The following is a 20,779-nucleotide window of genomic DNA, read 5'->3' on the forward strand; positions in this document are numbered from 1 at the left end:
ATTATATATTTTATGTACACAATCTATCATAATCCCCGCTGCAGTAAATCAAGAGCTACATTAACTATCTTGCAGGAAGAGCAAACAGCGCCCGTGGAAATCATCAAATATTTAGATCAAAAATTAACGAAAAAGGAAATGCAAGCGTTATTGACAAAGCTACAGATGGCTCCCCATGAACTAGTGCGCAAAAACGAAGCCGTATGGAAGGAAAATTATAAAGACAAGCAATTGACTGATGATGAACTCATCTCAATTTTGATTGAGCACCCAAAATTGATAGAGCGACCCATTGTCACAAAAGATAGTCAAGGGGTGATTGGTCGACCTCCAGAAAATGTAAAAAAGCTGTTCTAAAGCCTCAATGCAATAAATAAAAAAAATTAAAAAGCGATACGCATGTTAAATGCATATCGCTTTTTTTGTTAGAATCCTAAAATCATACGGGTTTGCCGTACGATAAATAGTTTAATTACGTATTTCAAAAAGATTTAAACTTTAAACCTAATTTTTATTAAAGAATAGTTAATTATTTCTTGATTATTACGGGGTATAGTCATAAAATTGTAGTCACTAAAGAAGCCAACACTTTAGTCATTAGTATATTATTTGAAATAAATTACCAACCCCAAACAGTAAAAAAACTCTTGAACCCATAGAATAATGAAGAAAGTTATTGTGCTTACTATAATGCTTTTGAGTTTGTCAATATATGCGCAAAACAAAAAAGAAATAACGGTATCCGGACAGATTTCGGAAGCTGGTAGTTCAATACCTCTAGAATATGCCACTATTGCTTTTATAGAACAGAATACCGAAAACATAGCGTTTGGCGGCATCACAGACAAAAAGGGTAAATTTCAGATAAAAATTAACCCGGGTATATATTCCATCCATCTTGAGTATATTTCTTGTGAAACCCGAATAATTGAACACACTAATTATCTTAAGAATACTGATCTGGGAAATCTCGAATTAAAACCATCCTCTGAGATGCTGGAGGATGTAGTTATACAAGGGGATAAAACCACTGTAGAAATTCGATTGGACAAGAAAATATACAATGTTGGAAAAGATCTGACTGCTGCAGGCGGCTCATTGAGTGATGTCTTGAATAATGTTCCCTCTGTAACTGTAGATCCATCAGGAAGCGTTGCGCTAAGAGGTAACGGGAATGTTCGCATTTTGGTGGATGGTAAACCTTCTGCACTTGTAGGTTTACGAAGCGCAGAGGCACTAAGACAACTCCCGGCAGAATCTATTGATCGCATTGAAGTTATCACCTCCCCTTCCGCCAGATATGACGCTGAAGGTACTGCAGGGATAATTAATTTAATAATGAAGAGAAACAAACTAGCAGGAATTAATGCAACCTTTCTTGCTAAAACCGGTTATCCAGAAACAGGTGGAGGTTCAGGAAATTTTAATTATCGAACAGATAAGGTGAATATTACCAATTTTACTAGTTATACCTATCGCGAAACGCCTGGTAACTCCTTTGTCGAAAATCACTTTTTTAATTTAATTGAAGACCCTACAGCGCCTAATGGGGTCAGAAATGATCCGGACTCTTACATTCAGGAAGATAGAGAATATGATAGAATTTATAGAGGTCTTACCATCAACTCGGGAATCGAATGGTTTGTGAATCAATCTTCTTCTATTACCAATAAGTTTTTATACCGTGCTTCCAATATAGATAATAAAACTACCAACTTTATTACGGAGTTTGACGAGAATAGAAATGCAGTTTCTGATAATGTAAGGATTGATCCCAATAAGGAAAAAAATATCACTCGTCAGTATTCTCTAAACTATGATAAAAAGTTTGAAAATACAGATCATAGACTTTCATTTGATTTTCAATTTGAGAATAGTGAAGAAAACGACAATACTCGTATCATACAAACAAATTCAAGCATCGAAGAGTTAGTCGAGACAGCTATCGATCAACAGAATATCTTATTGCAATCAGATTATAATTTACCATTATCTGACAACTATAAAATTGAACTTGGGTATAGAGGTATTTTTAATAATAGAGAAACAGCATATTTGGTGGAAGAAGATAGAAACAATACTATCATCACAAATACGGACCTATCCAATACGTTAGATTTTCAACAGTATGTGAATGCCGGGTATGCTCAATTCGAAAGTAAATTCGGTAAATTCTCTATTCTTCTGGGAGTTCGAGCTGAAAATACGCGAATCACAATTGAGCAAAAAACAAGCAACGATTTTAACAAGAAAAAATACACCGATCTATTTCCTACCACCAACATTGGTTATGAAATTGGTGAAAAACATACACTTACTTTAGGGTTTAATAGAAGAATCAGAAGGCCCGGAACTGCATTCTTAAATCCTTTTCCTGCACGATCAAGTATTTCAAATATTTTTCAGGGAAATCCCAATCTTGATCCCAGCTACAGCAATGTAGTGGAGTTATCCTACTTAAATAAAATGCCTAAGCTCACACTAAATGCTTCGGTATATTATAATCATACGTCTGATGTTTTTACGTTTATAGACATAAACACAGGAGAACGTGTAGCAATTGGGACAGATGCTAATAATAATCCAACGTTTGTGCCTGTGATCTCAAGAACACCGGTAAATTTAGACCAATCAGATCGTTACGGAGTGGAATTTACCGCCATTTATAATCCTACTAAGAAATGGAGAATTAATGGGAATTTCAACGGATCATATTATGATATCAAAGGAGATTTCGAAAATGAAAATTTTGACGCTTCAGATGTTAGCTGGTCAGCACGTTTGAATAACAAATTTACATTACCTGGCGAAGTTGATTGGCAAACTATCTTAGATTACCGAGGTCCTATACGTAATGGTCAAATTGAAAATGAAGGGGTTTTCACAGCCAATCTTGCCTTCAGCAAGAACTTATTCAAAAACAAGGCTACGCTAACATTTGGTATTAATGACCTTTTTAATTCAAACGTAGGTAAAAGTACCGTTTCAGCCACGACTTTTTCATCGTATAGTGAATACCAATGGCGCATACGAACATTCAATCTTTCTTTTACTTACCGTTTTAAACAAAAAAAAGGATCATAAGAATCTCATAGTGATCTATTTAAATAAACAGTTGTGTTTTTAACATGACCTTAACTTTTTCAAGTTAAACCTTGGTGGCATTTTGCTGGTCAAATGGTCAAAAAAAATGTCCAAAATCAAATTACTGGTAACAACTGCCTTTTGCCTTCTAAGTTTAACCTTCCTACATGCACAACCTTCAACGAACACTATTCAAGTGTCCGGGAAAGTGGTTGATGAAATATCGGGTGAACCTTTAGAATATGCTACAGTTAGTTTTTATAGTCCACGAAAACAAAAAATTATCACGGGAGGAATCACTGATCAAAACGGAGCTTTTAATATAGAGGTTCCTAAAGGGTTGTACGATGTTACTATTGAATTTATTTCATTTAAAACCATTACGCTACCCAAAAGGAAATTATTTGCAGACACCTCTCTCCCCACAGTAGCGTTAAGTTTGGATACGGAGTCCTTGGAGGATGTTGTCATTATCGCCGAAAAAACTACAGTGGATATTCGTTTAGACAAAAAAATATATAATGTTGGTAAAGATTTAACTGTAAGTGGAGGAACCGTAAGTGATGTACTTGACAATGTTCCTTCGGTTTCTGTGGACGTAGAAGGCAATGTTGCACTACGTGGTAATGACAACGTTAGAATCTTAATAAATGGTAAACCTTCGGGTTTGGTTGGATTGAATAGCACAGAGGCTCTACGTCAGCTACCAGCAGAATCTATTGAGCGCGTAGAAGTTATAACGTCACCTTCTGCCCGATATGATGCGGAGGGTACTGCAGGTATTCTGAATATAATTTTGAGAAGAAGCAAACTACAGGGACTCAATGGCGCGATAACGATCAATTCAGGCTATCCCTTTCAAGCAGGTGCTTCGGGAAATATAAATTATCGAACAGGCGACTTCAACTTTTTTACAACTTCTGGATACAACTATCGCGAGGTTCCCGGAAATTCTCTTACAGAAACAAGATACTTTAATATCGATCCAACTACCGGAGAAGATTTACCTGATTCGTTTTTAAACGAAACCCGGGATTTTGATAGAATTCGTAAAGGTTTTAATACAAACATCGGCGTTGAATGGTATGTTAATGAAACTTCGTCAATAACCACTTCGTTTTTATATCGCGATAGTAATAATGAAAGCAATACCACTAATATTATCGTAGAACCTGACAGTGATGGTAATATTTTAAACCGGAATACACGTTTTGATCCAGAATTAGAAGACGATATCACCACACAATACTCTTTAAATTATGTCAAAAACTTCAAAAAATCCGGGCATAAACTAACTTTTGACTTTCAGATTGAAAATAATATAGAAGAGGAAAATTCTGCAATCACACAGGACAATACTTCTGCAATTGAACTTGTCAATACTATTGAAGATCAGGATCGCATACTTTTACAAAGTGATTATGTTTTACCTATAGGAGAGCAAAGTCAGTTTGAATTAGGATATCGTGGTAATTTTAACACATTGGCTACTGATTATCTCGTAAGCAATCAAGTCAATGGAGAAGTTACTGTTGATACCGATGTCTCCAATAATTTGATATACACAGAACATGTGAATGCTTTTTATTCTCAATTCGGAAGTAAGATCAATGCTTTTTCATTTTTGTTGGGGCTTCGTCTAGAAGAGACCAGAATAACTATTGATCAAACCACTAGTGGAGACTATAGCAAAAAAAATTACTTAGATTTCTTTCCAACTATTAATCTAAGTTACGAACTGACAGAAAAACAAAGTTTGACCCTAGGATACAATCGTCGACTAAGGAGACCCCGATCAAGGTTCATCAATCCGTTTCCTTCACGCTCTAGTATTACGAATGTATTTCAAGGAAATGCTGATTTGGATCCCAGTTATGCAGATGCGTTTGATTTAGGATATCTCAATCGTATGGGTAAAGTGACTTTAAACACTTCGCTATATTATAACCATTCGACTCAGGTTTTTACTTTTATATCAGAAGATACCGGAACAACCGCTGTCATATCTAATACTGACACTTCACAAACCGTGGTTCCCGTAATTCGTAGAACACCAATAAATTTAGCCAGTGCAGATCGCTATGGTTTTGAGTTCACAGTTACTTATAATCCAAGCAAAAAATGGAGAATGAACGCAAATTTTAATGCTTTTCAAGACAATACCCGTGGAACGTATGAAGGGGTCAATTTTGATAACGACAATTTCAGTTGGTTTGCCCGTTTTAGTAATAAAATTACACTGCCTGCAAAAATTGATTGGCAAACAAGTTTGTTTTATAGGGGTCCCAGCGAAACTGCTCAAAGTAAAAATGAAGGAATATTGAGTACGAATATGGCTTTTAGCAAAGATCTTTTCAAAGAAAAAGCATCTGTAACATTTAATGTTAGTGATCTTTTCAATTCCAGAAAACGCTCAGGAACTTCCACTACTGATACTTTTGAATCCTATAGCGAGTTTCAGTGGAGAGAACGAAGCTTTAACATCTCGTTCACCTATCGTTTTAATCAAAAGAAAAAACGCGAGCGACCTGCTAGAGATGGTAATGGAGAAGAAGAATTTGAAGGGTAATTATAATGTAAAAAAGGGAAGCCCATTGGACTTCCCTTTTTTTAATATAGTTTAAATAACAATTATGCCATTTCTTTAGCTTTTCGCTTTTCTTCTCGCTTTAATTTAAAATTCTCAATTGTTGCTCCAAAGATCCAGTAAGGTACTACAAAGGTTAATAAGAAGATCATTAACCAAAAACCTATGGTTAGGATGGTTAAAAAAGCTAAAAAACCTAAGTATTGATCAAATTCAAACATAATGCTATAGTAATTTACAATTTTGTCAAAGATAGTAACTCTTCAGTTTATCTCATAAAATTACTTCAAAATATTTCGGTCTATCCAAAATAAAATTATTGAAAACGAATAAACACCAGTTTTCTAAACATCTAGTGTAACAAATTCTTAAATTTGCACTCTAAAAATTAATTAGCAAATTATGGATTTTAGAATAGAAAAAGATACCATGGGGGAAGTAAAAGTTCCTTCAGATAAGTTATGGGGCGCACAAACAGAACGTTCAAGGAATAATTTTAAGATTGGAGCTCCTGCATCCATGCCTTTAGAAATTATTTACGGTTTTGCTTACCTTAAAAAATCAGCTGCCTTTACTAACTGTGAACTTGGTGTCTTACCTATCGAAAAAAGAGATCTAATCGCTCAGGTTTGTGACGAAATCTTAGAGGGAAAGCACGATGATCAATTCCCTTTAGTAGTTTGGCAAACCGGTTCTGGTACGCAAAGTAATATGAATGTAAATGAAGTGATAGCTAACCGAGCACATCAATTAGCTGGTAAAACTATTGGAGAAGGTGAGAAAACATTACAGCCTAATGATGATGTAAATAAGTCACAATCTTCTAATGATACGTTCCCTACCGGAATGCATATTGCTGCCTATAAAAAATTGGTAGAAGTCACCATTCCGGGAGTTACTCAATTAAGAGATACGCTAAAGAAAAAATCTGAAGACTTTAAAAAAGTTGTTAAGATCGGACGTACACATTTTATGGATGCTACACCTTTAACTATCGGACAAGAATTATCCGGATATGTTTCTCAATTGGATCACGGACTTAAAGCGTTAGAAAATACGTTGCCACATATGGCAGAGATTGCACTAGGTGGTACTGCTGTAGGAACCGGACTTAATACGCCTAAGGGATACGCTAAAAGAGTGTCTGAATTTATTGCGCAATTTACGCGTCTTCCTTTTGTCACTGCAGAAAATAAATTTGAAGCCTTGGCAGCCCATGATGCTTTTGTTGAAACGCATGGAGCTTTAAAACAACTGGCAGTTGCATTGAACAAAATTGGAAATGATATCCGAATGTTAGCCTCTGGACCACGAAGCGGTATCGGAGAATTAATCATCCCGGCCAACGAACCAGGAAGTTCCATTATGCCAGGCAAAGTAAACCCTACACAGTGTGAAGCCTTAACAATGGTATGTGCTCAGGTGTTAGGAAATGATGTTGCTATCGGTGTTGGCGGTATGCAAGGACATTTTGAATTGAATGTTTTCAAACCGGTAATGGCTGCTAGTTTATTACAAAGTGCTCAATTAATTGGTGATGCATGTGTATCTTTTGATGAGCATTGTGCGCAAGGTATTGAACCAAATCAAGCGAGAATTACAGAGTTATTAAACAACTCACTCATGCTCGTTACTGCGTTAAATACCAAAATCGGATATTATAAAGCTGCTGAAATTGCAAACACAGCACATGAAAATGGTACAACTTTGAAACATGAGGCTGTTGCCTTAGGATATGTTACTGAAGAAGAGTTTGACCAATGGGTTAGACCTGAAAACATGGTAGGTGAGTTGAAATAAACACTTAGTAATTAAAATATAAAAAGCAGTCTAAACATGATATTTAGACTGCTTTTTACTTATAATACTAGTTACTATACGTTATCCAGAGCTTGTTTTAGATCCCAGATAATATCTTCATGATTTTCTACTCCGATAGATAAACGAACCAATTTATCTGATATTTTAAGTTTTTTACGGTGCTCCTCTTCTACTCCTGCGTGGGTCATTGTTTTTGGATGCTCAGCCAAACTCTCGGTTCCACCTAAACTTACAGCCAGTTTCATTAATCGTAAACTATTAAGAAATTTAAAAGCTTCCTTCTCACCTCCCTTGATATCAAAAGAAACCATAGCTCCCGGTGCAGAGCACTGCTTCTTAAAAATATCATATTGACGTGTCCCTTTTGCTAATAATCCTAAGTAATGAACTTTTTCAATTTTATCATGACTGTTTAGAAAAGAAGCTACCTCTTGTGCATTTTTGGTCTGTTGGTCCATTCTTATCTTTAAGGTCTCCAAGCTTCGTAGTAACAACCAAGCTGTATGCGGACTCACCATATTCCCTAAAAATGTTCTTAGCACCCTAACACGTTGCATCACCTCTGCTCCTCCTAAAACTGCACCTGCTATCAAATCACTGTGTCCTCCAATATATTTTGTAGCAGAATAAACTACTAAATCTGCTCCGCATTGTAAAGGATGTTGCCATAAAGGCCCCATATACGTGTTATCTACAGCTAACAAAACCTTTTTATCATCTGTGCTGTACGAAGCAGCCAACTCACTAAAATCCTGAATATCTACGATATCATTTGTTGGATTTGCCGGAGTTTCCAAATAAATCATAGCTAATTTATCAGCTTTACCGGTAGCCTCAATCATACTACGAATTTCATCCATATTCTGATCTGGAAAAACAGCCAGTGTATGCACCCCAATTTTATCCAGAAAATGTTGAATAAAATGATCCGTCCCACCGTATACCGGATTACCATAAACCAGTAAATCTCCCGGATTTAAAAATTCCATGAGTACTGTACTAATAGCAGACATTCCGCTTTCAAAAACCGCACAACCATCCGCCTGATCCCATAAGGAAAGACGATTTTCTAAAATTTCCAAATTAGGGTTATTAATACGACTGTAGATTAATCCCAATTCTTCGGTAGGGTCTTTTTCACGTAAGCCGTATGCCAATTCAAAAAAAGCCTTTCCTTCTTCGGCAGTTTTAAATACAAAAGTAGAGGTTTGAAAAATTGGACATTTTATCGATCCTTCTGATAATTCGGGCTTATAGCCATAAGTCATCATTAAACTTTCGGGGTTGAATTTATGGTCTTTCATCTTTTATAGTAGTTTATTATCTGTTCTCTTTATTTAAATTATAGTAGCTCGGAAATCCGGCCTCAAATACCCGTTCAAAGTACGGTTTTGCAGAATAATAAACCGAAATACAGATAAATAAAGAATATAATTCTTTAAAAATTAATTTAATAGTAAATTTTGCTGATTAATTCTTTATATTGTCACAATTTTAGAATAAAATTATGGATGCAACGGACAAAGCAATACTTCTTTTACTTCAAAAAAACGGTAAAATAACAATTAAAGAAATTGCCGAGCGCCTCAACTTAACAACTACCCCCATATTCGAACGGGTTAAAAAATTAGAGCGAGAGGGTTTTATTACCTCTTATAAAGCGATGGTTGATCGCAAAAAAGTAAATCTTCAGCTTATTATATTTTGTAATGTGACCTTAAATTTACATCAAACAGATTTTCTGAAAAAATTCGAAAAAGATATTCAACAGTTTCCTGAGGTTGTAGAATGCTATCATGTTGCGGGTATGTTTGACTATTTAATAAAAATATATGCTAAGAACATGGAAGAATATCAGCAGTTTCTCTCCAACAAATTGGCTTCTCTGGAAAATATAAGCAAAGTACAGAGCTCGTTTGTTATGACTGAAGTAAAAACATTGTCCCATTTACCATTGTGATTACTATTTATGACGATTTTTCTTAAAAATTTGTTAAACATCCTTAGTTAAAGTATCTATAAATATAAAGCCGTAACATCTAAGCAAATGTTAACATAGAGAATAGAGTTATGAATTGATTTAACTTTAGAATGAAATTTGTGTTTTGTTTCAATCGATGTTGGAGTATCCCGATATTATTACAAACCTACACTAATTTCTTTTTTATAAATGTTTGATTTGCGCGCCTGATCGCTATAACTTGCCTTCCAGGCCAACTGTTATTTTAAGTTTTTAGTAACATTTACTTTTTTCGTACGAATCTCTTCACGCTCTGGTATCGAACGATTATGATTTACATTTGTTTTTAGGAAAACACACAAATTATCTAATCAACCACCAATGAAAGTTAACAAAGTTTATCTTTTACTCATTACCATCTGCCTTCATAGTTCGCTATACGCACAATATCATAAGCGAGATAATCCTTGGGTTTTAGGAGCTGGTATAAATATAATCGATGATTCTGGAACGGGACTAAGTGGTAAATTTAATTTTAGTGAAAATTATAATTACAGTGCACCCCTTTCGGTTTCTATCGAAAAGCGATATCACGATGATTATGGTATCTCTCTAATGTTGAGTCATAATAGTTTTTTAGCAGGAAAGCGTATTAATGCACAAATACTTGACGAAGAAAGAACATTTTATGCTGTAGACGCGAATTTCAAATATTATATCACTAATAATTGGTTATACACTTACCGAGCCATGTACGAAGGTTACTTAACTACAGGGGCTGGAATTAGCGTCTTTGATGGCGAAAGAGCAACTATCGTTAACGCTGGTGTTGGGGTTAACATTTATCTTTCTGAGCGTATACGTTTAAATCTTCAGGGGTTAGCCAAATTTTATCCCGGATCCCAGAATTTATTAGCCAGTAACTATCTTCAATATAATATTGGTCTAATTTTTCGACTAACAGATGGTAAGGTATGTCATTGCTAGAAGCAATTACGCAAAAACCTTAACCAATAACTCTTTTAAAATATCACCTTGCGATAAACTTACAGCACCTACTCCTTTACTTTTAACATCTGCATCTCTTAGTAGGTTAATTATACTACTGACTTTTTTCATAGGAAAATTATGAGCCGCCTCAGTGTAATCTTTTACGAAATATGGATTTATTTTTAAAGCTGAAGCAACGCCTCTTGGAGACTTATCTGATAATCCATGATATTGCAAAACCTGAGAAAAGAAACTATATAACAAAGAAATTGTTACTACCAACGGATTGTCCTTAGGATTTTGTGAGAAATAATTAATAATTCTATACGCCTTTAAAACATTTCTCGAACCTATTGCTTTACGTAATTCAAAATTATTAAAATCTTTGCTTATCCCTATATTCTGTTCGATATGATCTGGAGTGATCTGAGAACCTTTGGGAAGTATCAGTTTAAGCTTATCCAGTTCATTACTTATTTTTCCTAGATCAGTACCAAGAAACTCCACCAACATTTGAGAAGCCTTAGGATCAATAGCATATTTTGCTCCCGCCAATACTTTTTTTATCCAGTCAGCTACTTGATTTTCATATAACTTCTTACTTTCAAAAATAATTCCCGATTTGGCAATTGTTTTGTAAAGCTTCTTTCTTTTATCAATTTTCTTGTACTTATAACAAATAACCAACACCGTAGTAGGTTGTGGATTTTCGGCATAGGTAGCCAATTTTTCGATCGTTCTCGACAAATCCTGAGCTTCTTTTACGATAACGACTTGTCGTTCGGCCATCATGGGATAGCGCTTTGCATTTGATACTATATCCTCAACCGTTACATCGCGACCGTATAATACCATCTGATTAAAACCTTTCTCCTCTTCGGCCAGAACATTGGTATCAATATATTCTGAAATTCTATCAATATAATAAGGCTCCTCCCCCATTAAAAAATAAATAGGCTTGATTGCACCTTTTTTAATATCACTAACAATTTTCTTTACTTCTTCCATTCAGAAAAATTCCTCAAATTTGTGATATGGTTTCTTTAAACTTTCCGACATATCAATTTCGATTCAAAAATAGCGAAAATAAAATTTCCATTTTTGACAGAATCCGTAAAAAGTTTGTAATCCTTACCCCCGAAGAATGGGTAAGACAACATACAGTAGCATACTTAATCCATGAAAAAAAATATCCTCAAAGTCTGATTAATGTAGAAAAATTGATTTTGCTTAATGGAAGAAGAAAACGTTATGATATCGTGGTCTTTAATTCTGATGGGAGCATTCACTTGATTGTGGAGTGTAAAGCAAATTCTATTCCGATTACTCAAAGCGTTTTTGATCAAATCGCACAATACAATCTGGAACTGAATGCAAATTATTTAATGATTACCAATGGATTGCATCATTTTTATTGTCAAATGAGATATAAGGAGCAAGCGTACCATTTTTTAAAAGATATACCAGAATACAGTAACGTTTGACGAATTATTTGGCATAAATTACTTTCGATTATTTCTAATCACTGGTTTAAGGTCATTTGATATCTTAGTTAGTTGTGACCTTTCCTTTATATTTGTCCTAAATTTATAACCACACAATCTTGACTACTACATCACCCGAATCGATACGTACCCTTACAACTGCAGTAGTAATTCTCAACTGGAATGGCGTACACCTTTTGGAGAAATTTTTGCCTTCAGTATGCAAACATTCTCCGCAGGCATCCATCTATGTTGCTGATAACGCCTCGACTGACAATTCAATACCATTTTTGGAGCAACATTATCCAGACATTAAAATCATTCGAAACACTGAAAATGGCGGCTACGCTAAAGGATACAATGATGCGCTACAGCATATTGATGCCGATATTTATTGTTTATTAAATAGTGATGTCGAAGTTACCGAGAATTGGTTAGTGCCTATAATAGAAAGGTTTCAACAGAATTCGAAGGTAGCTGCCATACAACCAAAAATTCTGGATTATAAACGAAAAAACTATTTTGAGTACGCAGGAGCTGCCGGCGGGTATATTGATCAATTGGGGTACCCTTATTGTAGAGGACGCATTTTTGATACAATTGAAGAGGACACCGGGCAATATGATGATGCAGTTGAAATTTTTTGGGCTAGCGGAGCTTGTTTATTTATCCGCAAGCATATTTTTGAAGATGTTGGTAAATTGGACGAAGCTTTCTTTGCACATCAAGAAGAGATTGATCTATGCTGGCGTATTAAAAATCATGGTTATAGCATTTTTTTCGATGGTAACTCTCACGTATACCATCTTGGAGGTGCTACACTAAGTAGTATGAACCCTAAAAAAACCTATCTCAATTTCAGAAACAGTCTGTTTAACCTCGTCAAAAATTGTAGCGGCTCTAAGGTTATCTCAGTACTATTTATCAGAATGCTTCTGGACGGCTTGGCAGCTATTCAATTTGTGGTATCAGGAAAAATACAGCATGCTGTTGCAATACTCAAAGCGCACTTCAACTTTTACTTAAATTTCAACACCTTTAGAAAAAAAAGAAAAAATTTCCCCATTCAAAAGAAATATTTTACCGTTTCCTCCGTTGTATGGCAGTACTTTATTTTAAAACGTAAATATTATAACCAATTATAACCATTTATATCTGCTCTTTACATAAATTATTGTTAATGCCTGACGTTTGGAGGACAATTTTAATAATTTTGAGCTTTATAACAGGTTTAAGACTAAAACAAATTTTCTAATGAAAAAAGCAATGATTATTGGGGCTTCAATGGCAGTACTTCTTTCTTCTTGTGTCTCGCAAAAGAAATATGCTGAAATGGAAGCTAAACAAAAAGACACTCAAGATTTACTAAATACAGCTACCGTTAAACTAAATAGCTGTTTAGAAGAAAAAGCAAGTGCCTCTTCTGAACTTAAAATTCTTCAGGATCAAGTAGGTAATCTTAAAAATACGAATGCTGCATTGTTAAATAATGTTGGTAATTTAGCTACCCTATCTACAAAAGAAGCTGAGAACTTAGAGCGTTCTTTAGAAAGCATCAAGGAAAAAGATCTACAGATCAAAACCATGAACGATGCTATCAACAAGAAAGATTCTGTAACGCTTGCATTGGTTACTAGCTTAAAAGGAGCTCTTGGTAACTTGAATGACGAGGATATCGAAATCAACGTTGAAAAAGGCGTTGTATATGTTTCAATTTCTGACAAACTTCTTTTCAGAAGTGGAAGTTACAACGTATCTGAAAAAGCTAAAACAGTATTAGGTAAGGTTGCTAAAGTTGTTAATGATAAGCCGGATATCGAGTTCTTAGTAGAAGGACACACAGATAATGTGCCGATCAAGAATAAAGTACTTTTAGATAACTGGGATTTAAGTGTTAAGAGAGCTACCTCTGTAGTTCGTGTTTTACAAAACGAATTCAAAGTTGATCCTAAGCGTATGACTGCTGCTGGTAGAAGTTATTATGTACCGGTTGCAGATAACTCAAGTGCAGAAAACAGAGCGGCTAACAGAAGAACAAGAATTGTTGTACTTCCTAAGTTAGATCAATTCTACAATATGATTGAAGATGGTATGAAAAAAGCTTCTCAGGGAGGTAACTAATTCTAAACACATCACTTTTTATAAAACTGCTAAGATTTCTCTTAGCAGTTTTTTTATACAACAAATTCTATAAAAAGGAATTAACTAGGTTACAAGTTGACAATTATCGGTTAAAATCAGAAAATCATAGATTTAACATTTAAAAAATCCTTGTTAAATTTATTAACATATATTTGCTGCTTCAAAAATTTTAACCAAATCTAAAAAGATTACCAATGAAAAATTTACTACTCTTCGGAGTTCTGATTTTTGGCTCGATCGCAGCAAATGCACAATCTTATATCGGATTTTTATCCGATAACTATAGCGGTGTAAATAGTGTTATTGTGAATCCGGCTAATATTGCAGACTCTCGTTTCAAAACTGATATTAATTTAGTTGGCGTAAGTGCCTTTCTAGGAAATGACTATTACTCGGTAAAATTGGACAACGTTTTTGATAGCGAATTTGATTTTGACGATGATGGTAAAAAGACACCAAGTGACAATAACAATATTTTGGGTAACGTTGACGTGTTAGGTCCATCTTTTATGTTTAACCTAAATCCCAAAAGTTCGATCGCTGTATTTTCCAGAGCTCGTGTTTTTTATAATGTAAATGAGGTAAACGGTAAAACCTACGAAAGTATAGAAGATGGTTTTGATAATAATTCCGATTTTAACATAGACGAAAAAGACGTGTTTCTTACCGGAAATGCCTGGGCAGAAGTGGGTGTATCGTACGCACGTATCCTTATGAATAAAGAACAACACTTTTTAAAAGGAGGTCTTTCGGTTAAGTATATGCAAGGATTAGGAAATGCTTATGCAAGTGGTAGAGATGTAACCATCGATTACGACGCAGACGGTAGCGGTTTTACAGGAAGCATTGCAACTACAGGAGAAGTAACCTATGGATACTCTAGTAATGTCGAAGATGACTTTGACGAATTCGAAGTACTAAGTGGCGCCAACGGAGTTGCTTTTGATTTAGGTTTTGTATACGAATGGAGACCTGATCATGCTAGTTATATGGTCACCGACAGTAAAGGAAATACGTATGCTCCAAAAGACATCAACAAGTATAAAGTAAAATTTGGTTTATCTGTAACTGATTTGGGTGCACTTAAGTATGATGATGCTACAGAAGAGATCTACAATATTACGAATACAATTAATGAAGATAGATTTGAGAGCGAAGATGACTTTCAAGATAAACTGGAACAGTTTTATACACGAACGAGTGTCAAAGACGCTACCAAAGCAGTATTACCAACTGCGTTACATCTAACAGCAGATTGGAATATTAATAATCACTTTTACGTGAATTTAAACTCTGACCTTTCTTTGACGTCAAAAAACAATGAAAATACAAGCCGTGTAGCAAATAGTTTGTCTTTAACACCAAGATTCGAGAGCAAATGGTTTAGTTTCTACTCACCTATCAGTATGATGCAGCACAGTGGATTTCAATGGGGTGCTGGTCTAAGAGCCGGGCCGCTATATGTAGGATCAGGATCAATTCTATCCTTATTAATTTCTGACGAATCGCAAGCTGCTGACTTATATGTAGGATTAAAAATTCCTGTATATCAGGGTCGATTAAAAGATAAAGACGGTGACGGTGTATTAGATAAAGTTGATGACTGTCCAGAGGTTTCTGGTCCAGAAGAGAACTTTGGATGTCCATGGCCTGATACCGATGGTGACACCGTACTTGACAAGGATGACTCCTGTGTTGAAGTAGCTGGTCCCGTAGAAAATAAGGGATGTCCTTGGCCTGATACTGACGGAGATTCTTTACTTGACAAAGATGACACGTGTCCAGAAGTGGCCGGACCGGTAGAAAATGGTGGATGTCCTTGGCCTGATACTGATGGAGATTCAGTTTTAGACAAAGACGACAATTGTCCAACTATCGCAGGTACTGTTGCAAATAACGGATGTCCTGAAGTTACAGATGAGGTTCAAAAGACACTAAATGAGTACGCTAAAACTATATTGTTTGACTCAGGTAAATCATCTATCAAATCAGAATCTAATCAGGTTCTTAGTGATATCATCGGTATTTTAAAAGAATATGCGACAGCTAAATTTACGGTAGAAGGTCATACAGACAGCGCAGGTAGTGCTAAACTAAATCAACGTTTATCTGATGCCAGAGCTAATGCTGTTAAAAACTACCTGGTTGAAAACGGAATTGATCAATTTAGATTATCAGCGATTGGTTATGGTGAGGATCGCCCTATTGCCACAAATAAAACCAGAGCAGGTAGAGCACAAAACAGACGTGTAGAGATTAATTTGGTCAAAGAATAAGCTCACATACCGAAAATAGTAAAGAAAAAAAAGCGCCTTTATTGGCGCTTTTTCTTTTTTAAAAGATATCGGTACTGCCTTTTCCTTCTCTAACTAAAACAGGTTCTCCTTCGGTTAAATCAATAATAGTTGAAGGTATATTATCGCCATATCCACCATCAATTACAATGTCTACTAATTTATCCCATTTCTCAAGGATAAGTTCAGGATCGGTGGTATATTCTATTACTTCATCTTCATCTCGTATTGAAGTGGAAACAATAGGATTGCCTAACGCCTCAACAAGTGCAAGACTAATCGCGTTGTTAGGAACACGAATACCAACTGTTTTCTTTTTTTTGAAGACCGTCGGTAAATTATTATTACCAGGAAGTATAAACGTATACGGTCCAGGTAGTGTTCGCTTTAATAACTTAAAGGTGCTGTTATCAATTTGCTTAACATAATCAGATAAGTTACTTAGATCTTTGCATATAAAAGAGAAGTTCGCCTTTTCGAGCTTTACATTTTTAATTCTTGCTATACGCTCCAACGCTCTTGTATTGGTTATATCACAACCCAAACCGTACACTGTATCAGTTGGATAAATAACTAAACCTCCCGCCTTAAGAACTTCCACGACTTTGTGAATCTCTTTAGGGTTCGGATTATCTTCGTAAATACGTATTAATTTTGCCATGAGTTTTAATTTCTACATTAAAGATACTTGTATTCATTAAAACCTGGTAAATTTTAAAGTTTTATTAATACTTGATCAACCTAAGAAGTGTTTTTGGACATCAAAAGCTTACTAATGATATACTGGGTAATCAATTCGACGTAGTGATGTTTTCTATAAAATTCATGCCGCTCACCAGGATACTCAATACGTTGATTGACAAACTTTTTTTGCCAGTGACTATTCGGCATGTTCGTATCCAGACTACCATAAAACAATGAGACATCACAATCCAGAGGGTATTGTTCTTTACGTAAACGTGAAGATGAAACTGCATACAGGTTTCGAAGTTGCAAGCCCTGTAATATAGCTTTCCATGCAATGGTTCCGCCGATACTAAACGCAAGAACATACTCTGTATCCATTGTTCTCAACGCGTTAACTGCGTTAGCAATACCTTTGGTTATAAATTGATCGTGTAACAGGTCTATTTGACTAACAGAAAGATCGATACCTCCCAGAAGACGAGCATCGAGTAGCTGTATTTGGAAATATGGTTCAAGAAAATCACGATATCCTTCAATCCACGAGTCCGTATCAATACCCCAAATATCTGAGAGTATAATCAGTTTTGGTTTCAATCTGCTCATCTTATACCTTAGCCATTATACCCTATCCAAGTCATAACTTTAGTTTCTATTCGGTCTGAGGAATGCATAGAGATCTACACTGATAAATTGATCCTTCTTAATTTCACTATCAACCATTGTTCCTTCATAATTGAAGTTCAGTTTTTGCAATGCTCGCTTACATTTTGAATTTTCAGAATCTACAAATCCTTCTATTCTATGAAGTTGCAATACATCAAAAGCATAATTCAAAATCAATGGCATCGCCTCTCCCATAATACCTTGTCCCCAATATTCTTTTAAGAGCCACAAACCTACTTCGGCTTTTTTATGTTCCTGAGAAAGGTCATTTAGTCCCCCAGCTCCCAAAAAATTTTGAGTGGTAGTGTCACAAATCGCCCACCAGATTCCTTTATTTTGATCTTTAAGGTTTTTAAACCATACCATCTGCTCTTTAGTAGCTTCTATGGAGTCAAAATGCACACCGTAATGTTCAATAATGTCAGGATGGGATAAACCAAGGAATACATTTTGAAGATCATCGGATACTATCTCTCGTAAAAAAATTCTATCTATTTTCATAAATGTATGATTTTAAGAAAACAAAAATTAAAGTACTTTCAATTTCGCAAAGCGAAGCAGGAGATTCTTTATTCCTCCGTTTTCAAAGTTTATTTCGGCTTTACGATCCTGACCTACCCCTTCTATTTTCAAAATTTTTCCTTTTCCAAAGCGCATATGTTCCACTTCGGTACCCGGACCAAAATTCTCATCAAACATAGACGTATCATTAGTAGATGCCGAATTTCCTGCAGGTCGTAGCTTTCTTAATTTACGCAATTGTTCTTCGCTAGGTTTATGCGCTGGTGGTGGTGATCCTGAAATTGGTTTTTTTAACCGTAACTTACTCTTATCTACTTCTCCAAAAATATCATTGTCTACTAAGGGTTTATAACGATACGTGTCTATTGGCGTGATATATTCTATGAATTTATCGTCAATTTCTTCAATAAAACGACTCGGTTCTGCATCCACCAGTTTACCCCAACGATAACGTGATTGTGTATAGGTCAAATAGGCCTGTTTTTCTGCTCTTGTAAGTGCTACATAAAACAAACGCCGTTCTTCCTCCAGTTCACTACGCGTATTCATACTCATTCCTGATGGAAAAAGGTCTTCTTCCATCCCAACAATATACACATACGGGAATTCAAGACCTTTTGCCAGATGTATTGTCATTAATGCCACCCGATCATCATCTCCCGTATCCTGATCCAAATCAGTAGCCAATGCTACGTCTTCCAGAAACTCAGCTAAGGAGCCTGAGCTATCAACTAACTCTTTTTGACCTTCAACAAAATCTCTGATTCCATTGAGTAATTCTTCAATATTTTCAATGCGAGCAATTCCCTCGGGAGTACCATCTTTCTTTAATTCTTGAAGTAATCCGGTTTGTTTTGCAACTGTCTCTGCCAAGACAAATGCATCAGCGGTTTGATTTGTCACCTGAAAACTTCTAATCATATTCATGAAGTTTTCCAAACGTGTCTTAGTCCCGCTGTTAATTTTTAAATTAATACGATCCAGATGTTCTATTACTTCAAAAATACTACGTTCGTAGTGGTTGGCAGCTACAATTAATTTATCAACCGTTGTTTGTCCGATTCCCCTCGCCGGATAATTAATGATTCGCTTTAAAGCTTCTTCATCCTTAGGATTAATTATTAATCGCAAATAAGCTAGTACATCCTTAATTTCCTTTCTTTGATAAAATGATAAACCTCCATATATTCTATACGGTATATCACGTTTACGCAAGGCATCCTCCATAGCACGGGATTGTGCATTGGTACGATACAAAATAGCAAATTGCCCATTACCAAGCTGATGTTCCATTCTATTTTCAAATATAGAACTTGCTACAAATCGTCCTTCATCTCCATCAGTAAGTAAACGATTCACCAAAATTTTAGGTCCCGGATTATTCGCTGTCCAAACTATTTTATCAAGCTTCGTTTTATTTTTATCTATTATCGAATTGGCTGCTTGTACTATATTATTTGTCGAGCGGTAGTTCTGCTCCAAACGATATTGCTGCACATTATCATAATCCTTCTGGAAATTGAGAATATTATTAATATTCGCTCCGCGAAATGCATAAATACTCTGCGCATCATCTCCTACAACGCAAATATTTTGAAATTTATCCGATAGTGCTCTTACAATAAGATATTGTGAATGGTTTGTATCTTGGTACTCATCAACGAGAATATATCTAAATCTATTTTGATATTTTGCCAGCACCTCCGGAAAACGATTCAGCAACTCATTCGTTTTTAATAACAAGTCATCAAAATCCATAGCCCCTGCTTTGAAACAGCGTTCTACGTATTTTTCATAAATCTCTCCTAGTCTGGGGCGTTTTGCCATTGCATCGGCTTCCACCAATTCTGCATTCTGAAAATATGCTTTTACTGTAATTAAGCTATTCTTATACGAAGAGATCCTGGAGTACACTTGCTTGTACTTATAAATGTCCTTATCCAATCCCATCTCCTTTATGATAGAAGCTATAAGTCGTTGTGAATCTTGTGTATCGTATATGGTGAAGTTAGAAGGGTAGCCTAACTTATCGGCTTCAAAACGTAAAATTTTGGCAAAAATGGAGTGAAAAGTTCCCATCCATAGATTCTTAGCTTCACTGGGTCCCACGATATCTGCTATACGCTTTTTCATTTCGCGTGCAGCTTTGTTGGTAAAGGTTAGCGATAATATATTAAACGCATCAACACCCAAATGCATTAAGTAAGCAATTCTATAGGTTAAAACTCGTGTTTTACCAGAGCCAGCTCCAGCAATAACGATCATAGGACCGTCTTTTTGCAATACCGGGGCACGTTGCGCATCATTTAACTCAGCAATATATTCTTCCAAACCGTCATCAATTTTTATCGTTCGAAATTTAAGGAAACCAGAGAACTTATTAAATGATTTTCACAACTAATTTATAAAATCAAAATCCTGTTCGGGTATTGGAAAATAAGGATAATCCCACAAATTAAAGTATGTTTTTTCTTACTTATTAACAAGTGCTTACTTACAAAAACACGATAAAAAACATATTTTAAAGATAAAATACGCTATATTG

17 protein-coding genes are annotated in these 20,779 nt (G+C 35.4%); 10 read left to right on the forward strand and 7 right to left on the reverse strand.

Translation table 11 applies throughout. From position 1 onward, the window contains the following. The first annotated feature begins 12 nt into the window (after nucleotides 1–12). From arsC to ACJRPK_RS08010, 3 genes are all read left to right on the forward strand, one after another. Nucleotides 13–357, forward strand: a complete 345-nt coding sequence (arsC, locus tag ACJRPK_RS08000) for an arsenate reductase (glutaredoxin) (protein ID WP_148783723.1) — start codon at nucleotides 13–15, stop codon at nucleotides 355–357. Between the two features lie 306 nt (nucleotides 358–663). Then, nucleotides 664–3,084 carry a TonB-dependent receptor domain-containing protein gene (locus tag ACJRPK_RS08005; RefSeq protein ID WP_407139412.1) on the forward strand — a complete coding sequence of 807 codons (2,421 nt, stop codon included), beginning with the start codon at nucleotides 664–666 and terminating at the stop codon, nucleotides 3,082–3,084. 106 nt (nucleotides 3,085–3,190) lie between these two features. Continuing rightward, a complete protein-coding gene (locus tag ACJRPK_RS08010) occupies nucleotides 3,191–5,653 on the forward strand; it encodes a TonB-dependent receptor domain-containing protein (protein ID WP_407139413.1) in 2,463 nt (820 codons plus the stop codon). Nucleotides 5,654–5,715: 62 nt separating this feature from the next. Here ACJRPK_RS08010 and ACJRPK_RS08015 read toward each other — a convergent pair whose 3' ends face one another. Then, nucleotides 5,716–5,892 (reverse strand): hypothetical protein, encoded by a 177-nt coding sequence (locus ACJRPK_RS08015; protein ID WP_170251900.1) that lies wholly within the window; start codon nucleotides 5,890–5,892, stop codon nucleotides 5,716–5,718. Nucleotides 5,893–6,073: 181 nt separating this feature from the next. Between ACJRPK_RS08015 and fumC the strand changes: the two genes are divergently transcribed. Further along, the gene (gene fumC, locus ACJRPK_RS08020; protein WP_407139414.1) at nucleotides 6,074–7,471 is read left to right on the forward strand and encodes a class II fumarate hydratase; all 1,398 of its coding nucleotides are present in this window, start codon (nucleotides 6,074–6,076) and stop codon (nucleotides 7,469–7,471) included. Nucleotides 7,472–7,545: 74 nt separating this feature from the next. Here fumC and ACJRPK_RS08025 read toward each other — a convergent pair whose 3' ends face one another. Continuing rightward, nucleotides 7,546–8,796 carry a cystathionine gamma-synthase family protein gene (locus ACJRPK_RS08025; RefSeq protein ID WP_407139415.1) on the reverse strand — a complete coding sequence of 417 codons (1,251 nt, stop codon included), beginning with the start codon at nucleotides 8,794–8,796 and terminating at the stop codon, nucleotides 7,546–7,548. A gap of 203 nt (nucleotides 8,797–8,999) precedes the next feature. Between ACJRPK_RS08025 and ACJRPK_RS08030 the strand changes: the two genes are divergently transcribed. Together ACJRPK_RS08030 and ACJRPK_RS08035 are read left to right on the forward strand one after the other, a co-directional pair. Further along, nucleotides 9,000–9,452, forward strand: coding sequence for an Lrp/AsnC family transcriptional regulator (locus ACJRPK_RS08030; protein WP_407139416.1), 453 nt, complete (start codon nucleotides 9,000–9,002; stop codon nucleotides 9,450–9,452). A gap of 381 nt (nucleotides 9,453–9,833) precedes the next feature. Next, the gene (locus tag ACJRPK_RS08035; protein ID WP_407139417.1) at nucleotides 9,834–10,439 is read left to right on the forward strand and encodes a hypothetical protein; all 606 of its coding nucleotides are present in this window, start codon (nucleotides 9,834–9,836) and stop codon (nucleotides 10,437–10,439) included. 6 nt (nucleotides 10,440–10,445) lie between these two features. Here the strand turns inward: ACJRPK_RS08035 and holA are convergent, their stop codons facing one another. Continuing rightward, on the reverse strand, nucleotides 10,446–11,450 hold the full coding sequence (holA, locus tag ACJRPK_RS08040; protein WP_407139418.1) for a DNA polymerase III subunit delta: 1,005 nt from the start codon (nucleotides 11,448–11,450) through the stop codon (nucleotides 10,446–10,448). A gap of 26 nt (nucleotides 11,451–11,476) precedes the next feature. On the opposite strand from holA, the gene ACJRPK_RS08045 reads away from it, so the two are divergent. The 4 genes from ACJRPK_RS08045 (at nucleotide 11,477) to ACJRPK_RS08060 (ending at nucleotide 16,344) form a co-directional block, all read left to right on the forward strand. Beyond that, nucleotides 11,477–11,926 carry a type I restriction enzyme HsdR N-terminal domain-containing protein gene (locus ACJRPK_RS08045; protein WP_407139420.1) on the forward strand — a complete coding sequence of 150 codons (450 nt, stop codon included), beginning with the start codon at nucleotides 11,477–11,479 and terminating at the stop codon, nucleotides 11,924–11,926. A 119-nt stretch (nucleotides 11,927–12,045) separates the two neighbouring features. Further along, the gene (locus tag ACJRPK_RS08050) at nucleotides 12,046–13,071 is read left to right on the forward strand and encodes a glycosyltransferase family 2 protein (protein WP_407139421.1); all 1,026 of its coding nucleotides are present in this window, start codon (nucleotides 12,046–12,048) and stop codon (nucleotides 13,069–13,071) included. 109 nt (nucleotides 13,072–13,180) lie between these two features. Continuing rightward, nucleotides 13,181–14,047 carry a flagellar motor protein MotB gene (locus ACJRPK_RS08055; protein WP_407139422.1) on the forward strand — a complete coding sequence of 289 codons (867 nt, stop codon included), beginning with the start codon at nucleotides 13,181–13,183 and terminating at the stop codon, nucleotides 14,045–14,047. Between the two features lie 215 nt (nucleotides 14,048–14,262). After that, nucleotides 14,263–16,344 carry a DUF5723 family protein gene (locus ACJRPK_RS08060; RefSeq protein WP_407139423.1) on the forward strand — a complete coding sequence of 694 codons (2,082 nt, stop codon included), beginning with the start codon at nucleotides 14,263–14,265 and terminating at the stop codon, nucleotides 16,342–16,344. Between the two features lie 58 nt (nucleotides 16,345–16,402). On the opposite strand, the gene ACJRPK_RS08065 is transcribed toward ACJRPK_RS08060, so the two are convergent. The 4 genes from ACJRPK_RS08065 to ACJRPK_RS08080 form a co-directional block, all read right to left on the reverse strand. Next, nucleotides 16,403–17,023: an L-threonylcarbamoyladenylate synthase gene (locus ACJRPK_RS08065; RefSeq protein ID WP_407139424.1), complete on the reverse strand. Its 621-nt coding sequence runs from the start codon at nucleotides 17,021–17,023 to the stop codon at nucleotides 16,403–16,405. A gap of 80 nt (nucleotides 17,024–17,103) precedes the next feature. Continuing rightward, the gene (locus ACJRPK_RS08070) at nucleotides 17,104–17,652 is read right to left on the reverse strand and encodes a hypothetical protein (RefSeq protein WP_407139426.1); all 549 of its coding nucleotides are present in this window, start codon (nucleotides 17,650–17,652) and stop codon (nucleotides 17,104–17,106) included. A 39-nt stretch (nucleotides 17,653–17,691) separates the two neighbouring features. After that, entirely contained in the window at nucleotides 17,692–18,213 is a 522-nt protein-coding gene (locus tag ACJRPK_RS08075; RefSeq protein ID WP_407139427.1) for a GNAT family N-acetyltransferase, read from the reverse strand. A gap of 27 nt (nucleotides 18,214–18,240) precedes the next feature. After that, entirely contained in the window at nucleotides 18,241–20,565 is a 2,325-nt protein-coding gene (locus ACJRPK_RS08080; RefSeq protein WP_407139429.1) for an ATP-dependent helicase, read from the reverse strand. Nucleotides 20,566–20,779 lie beyond the last annotated feature (214 nt).

It is taken from the genome of Aquimarina sp. 2-A2 (assembly GCF_045505135.1).
Lineage (GTDB): Bacteria > Bacteroidota > Bacteroidia > Flavobacteriales > Flavobacteriaceae > Aquimarina > Aquimarina intermedia.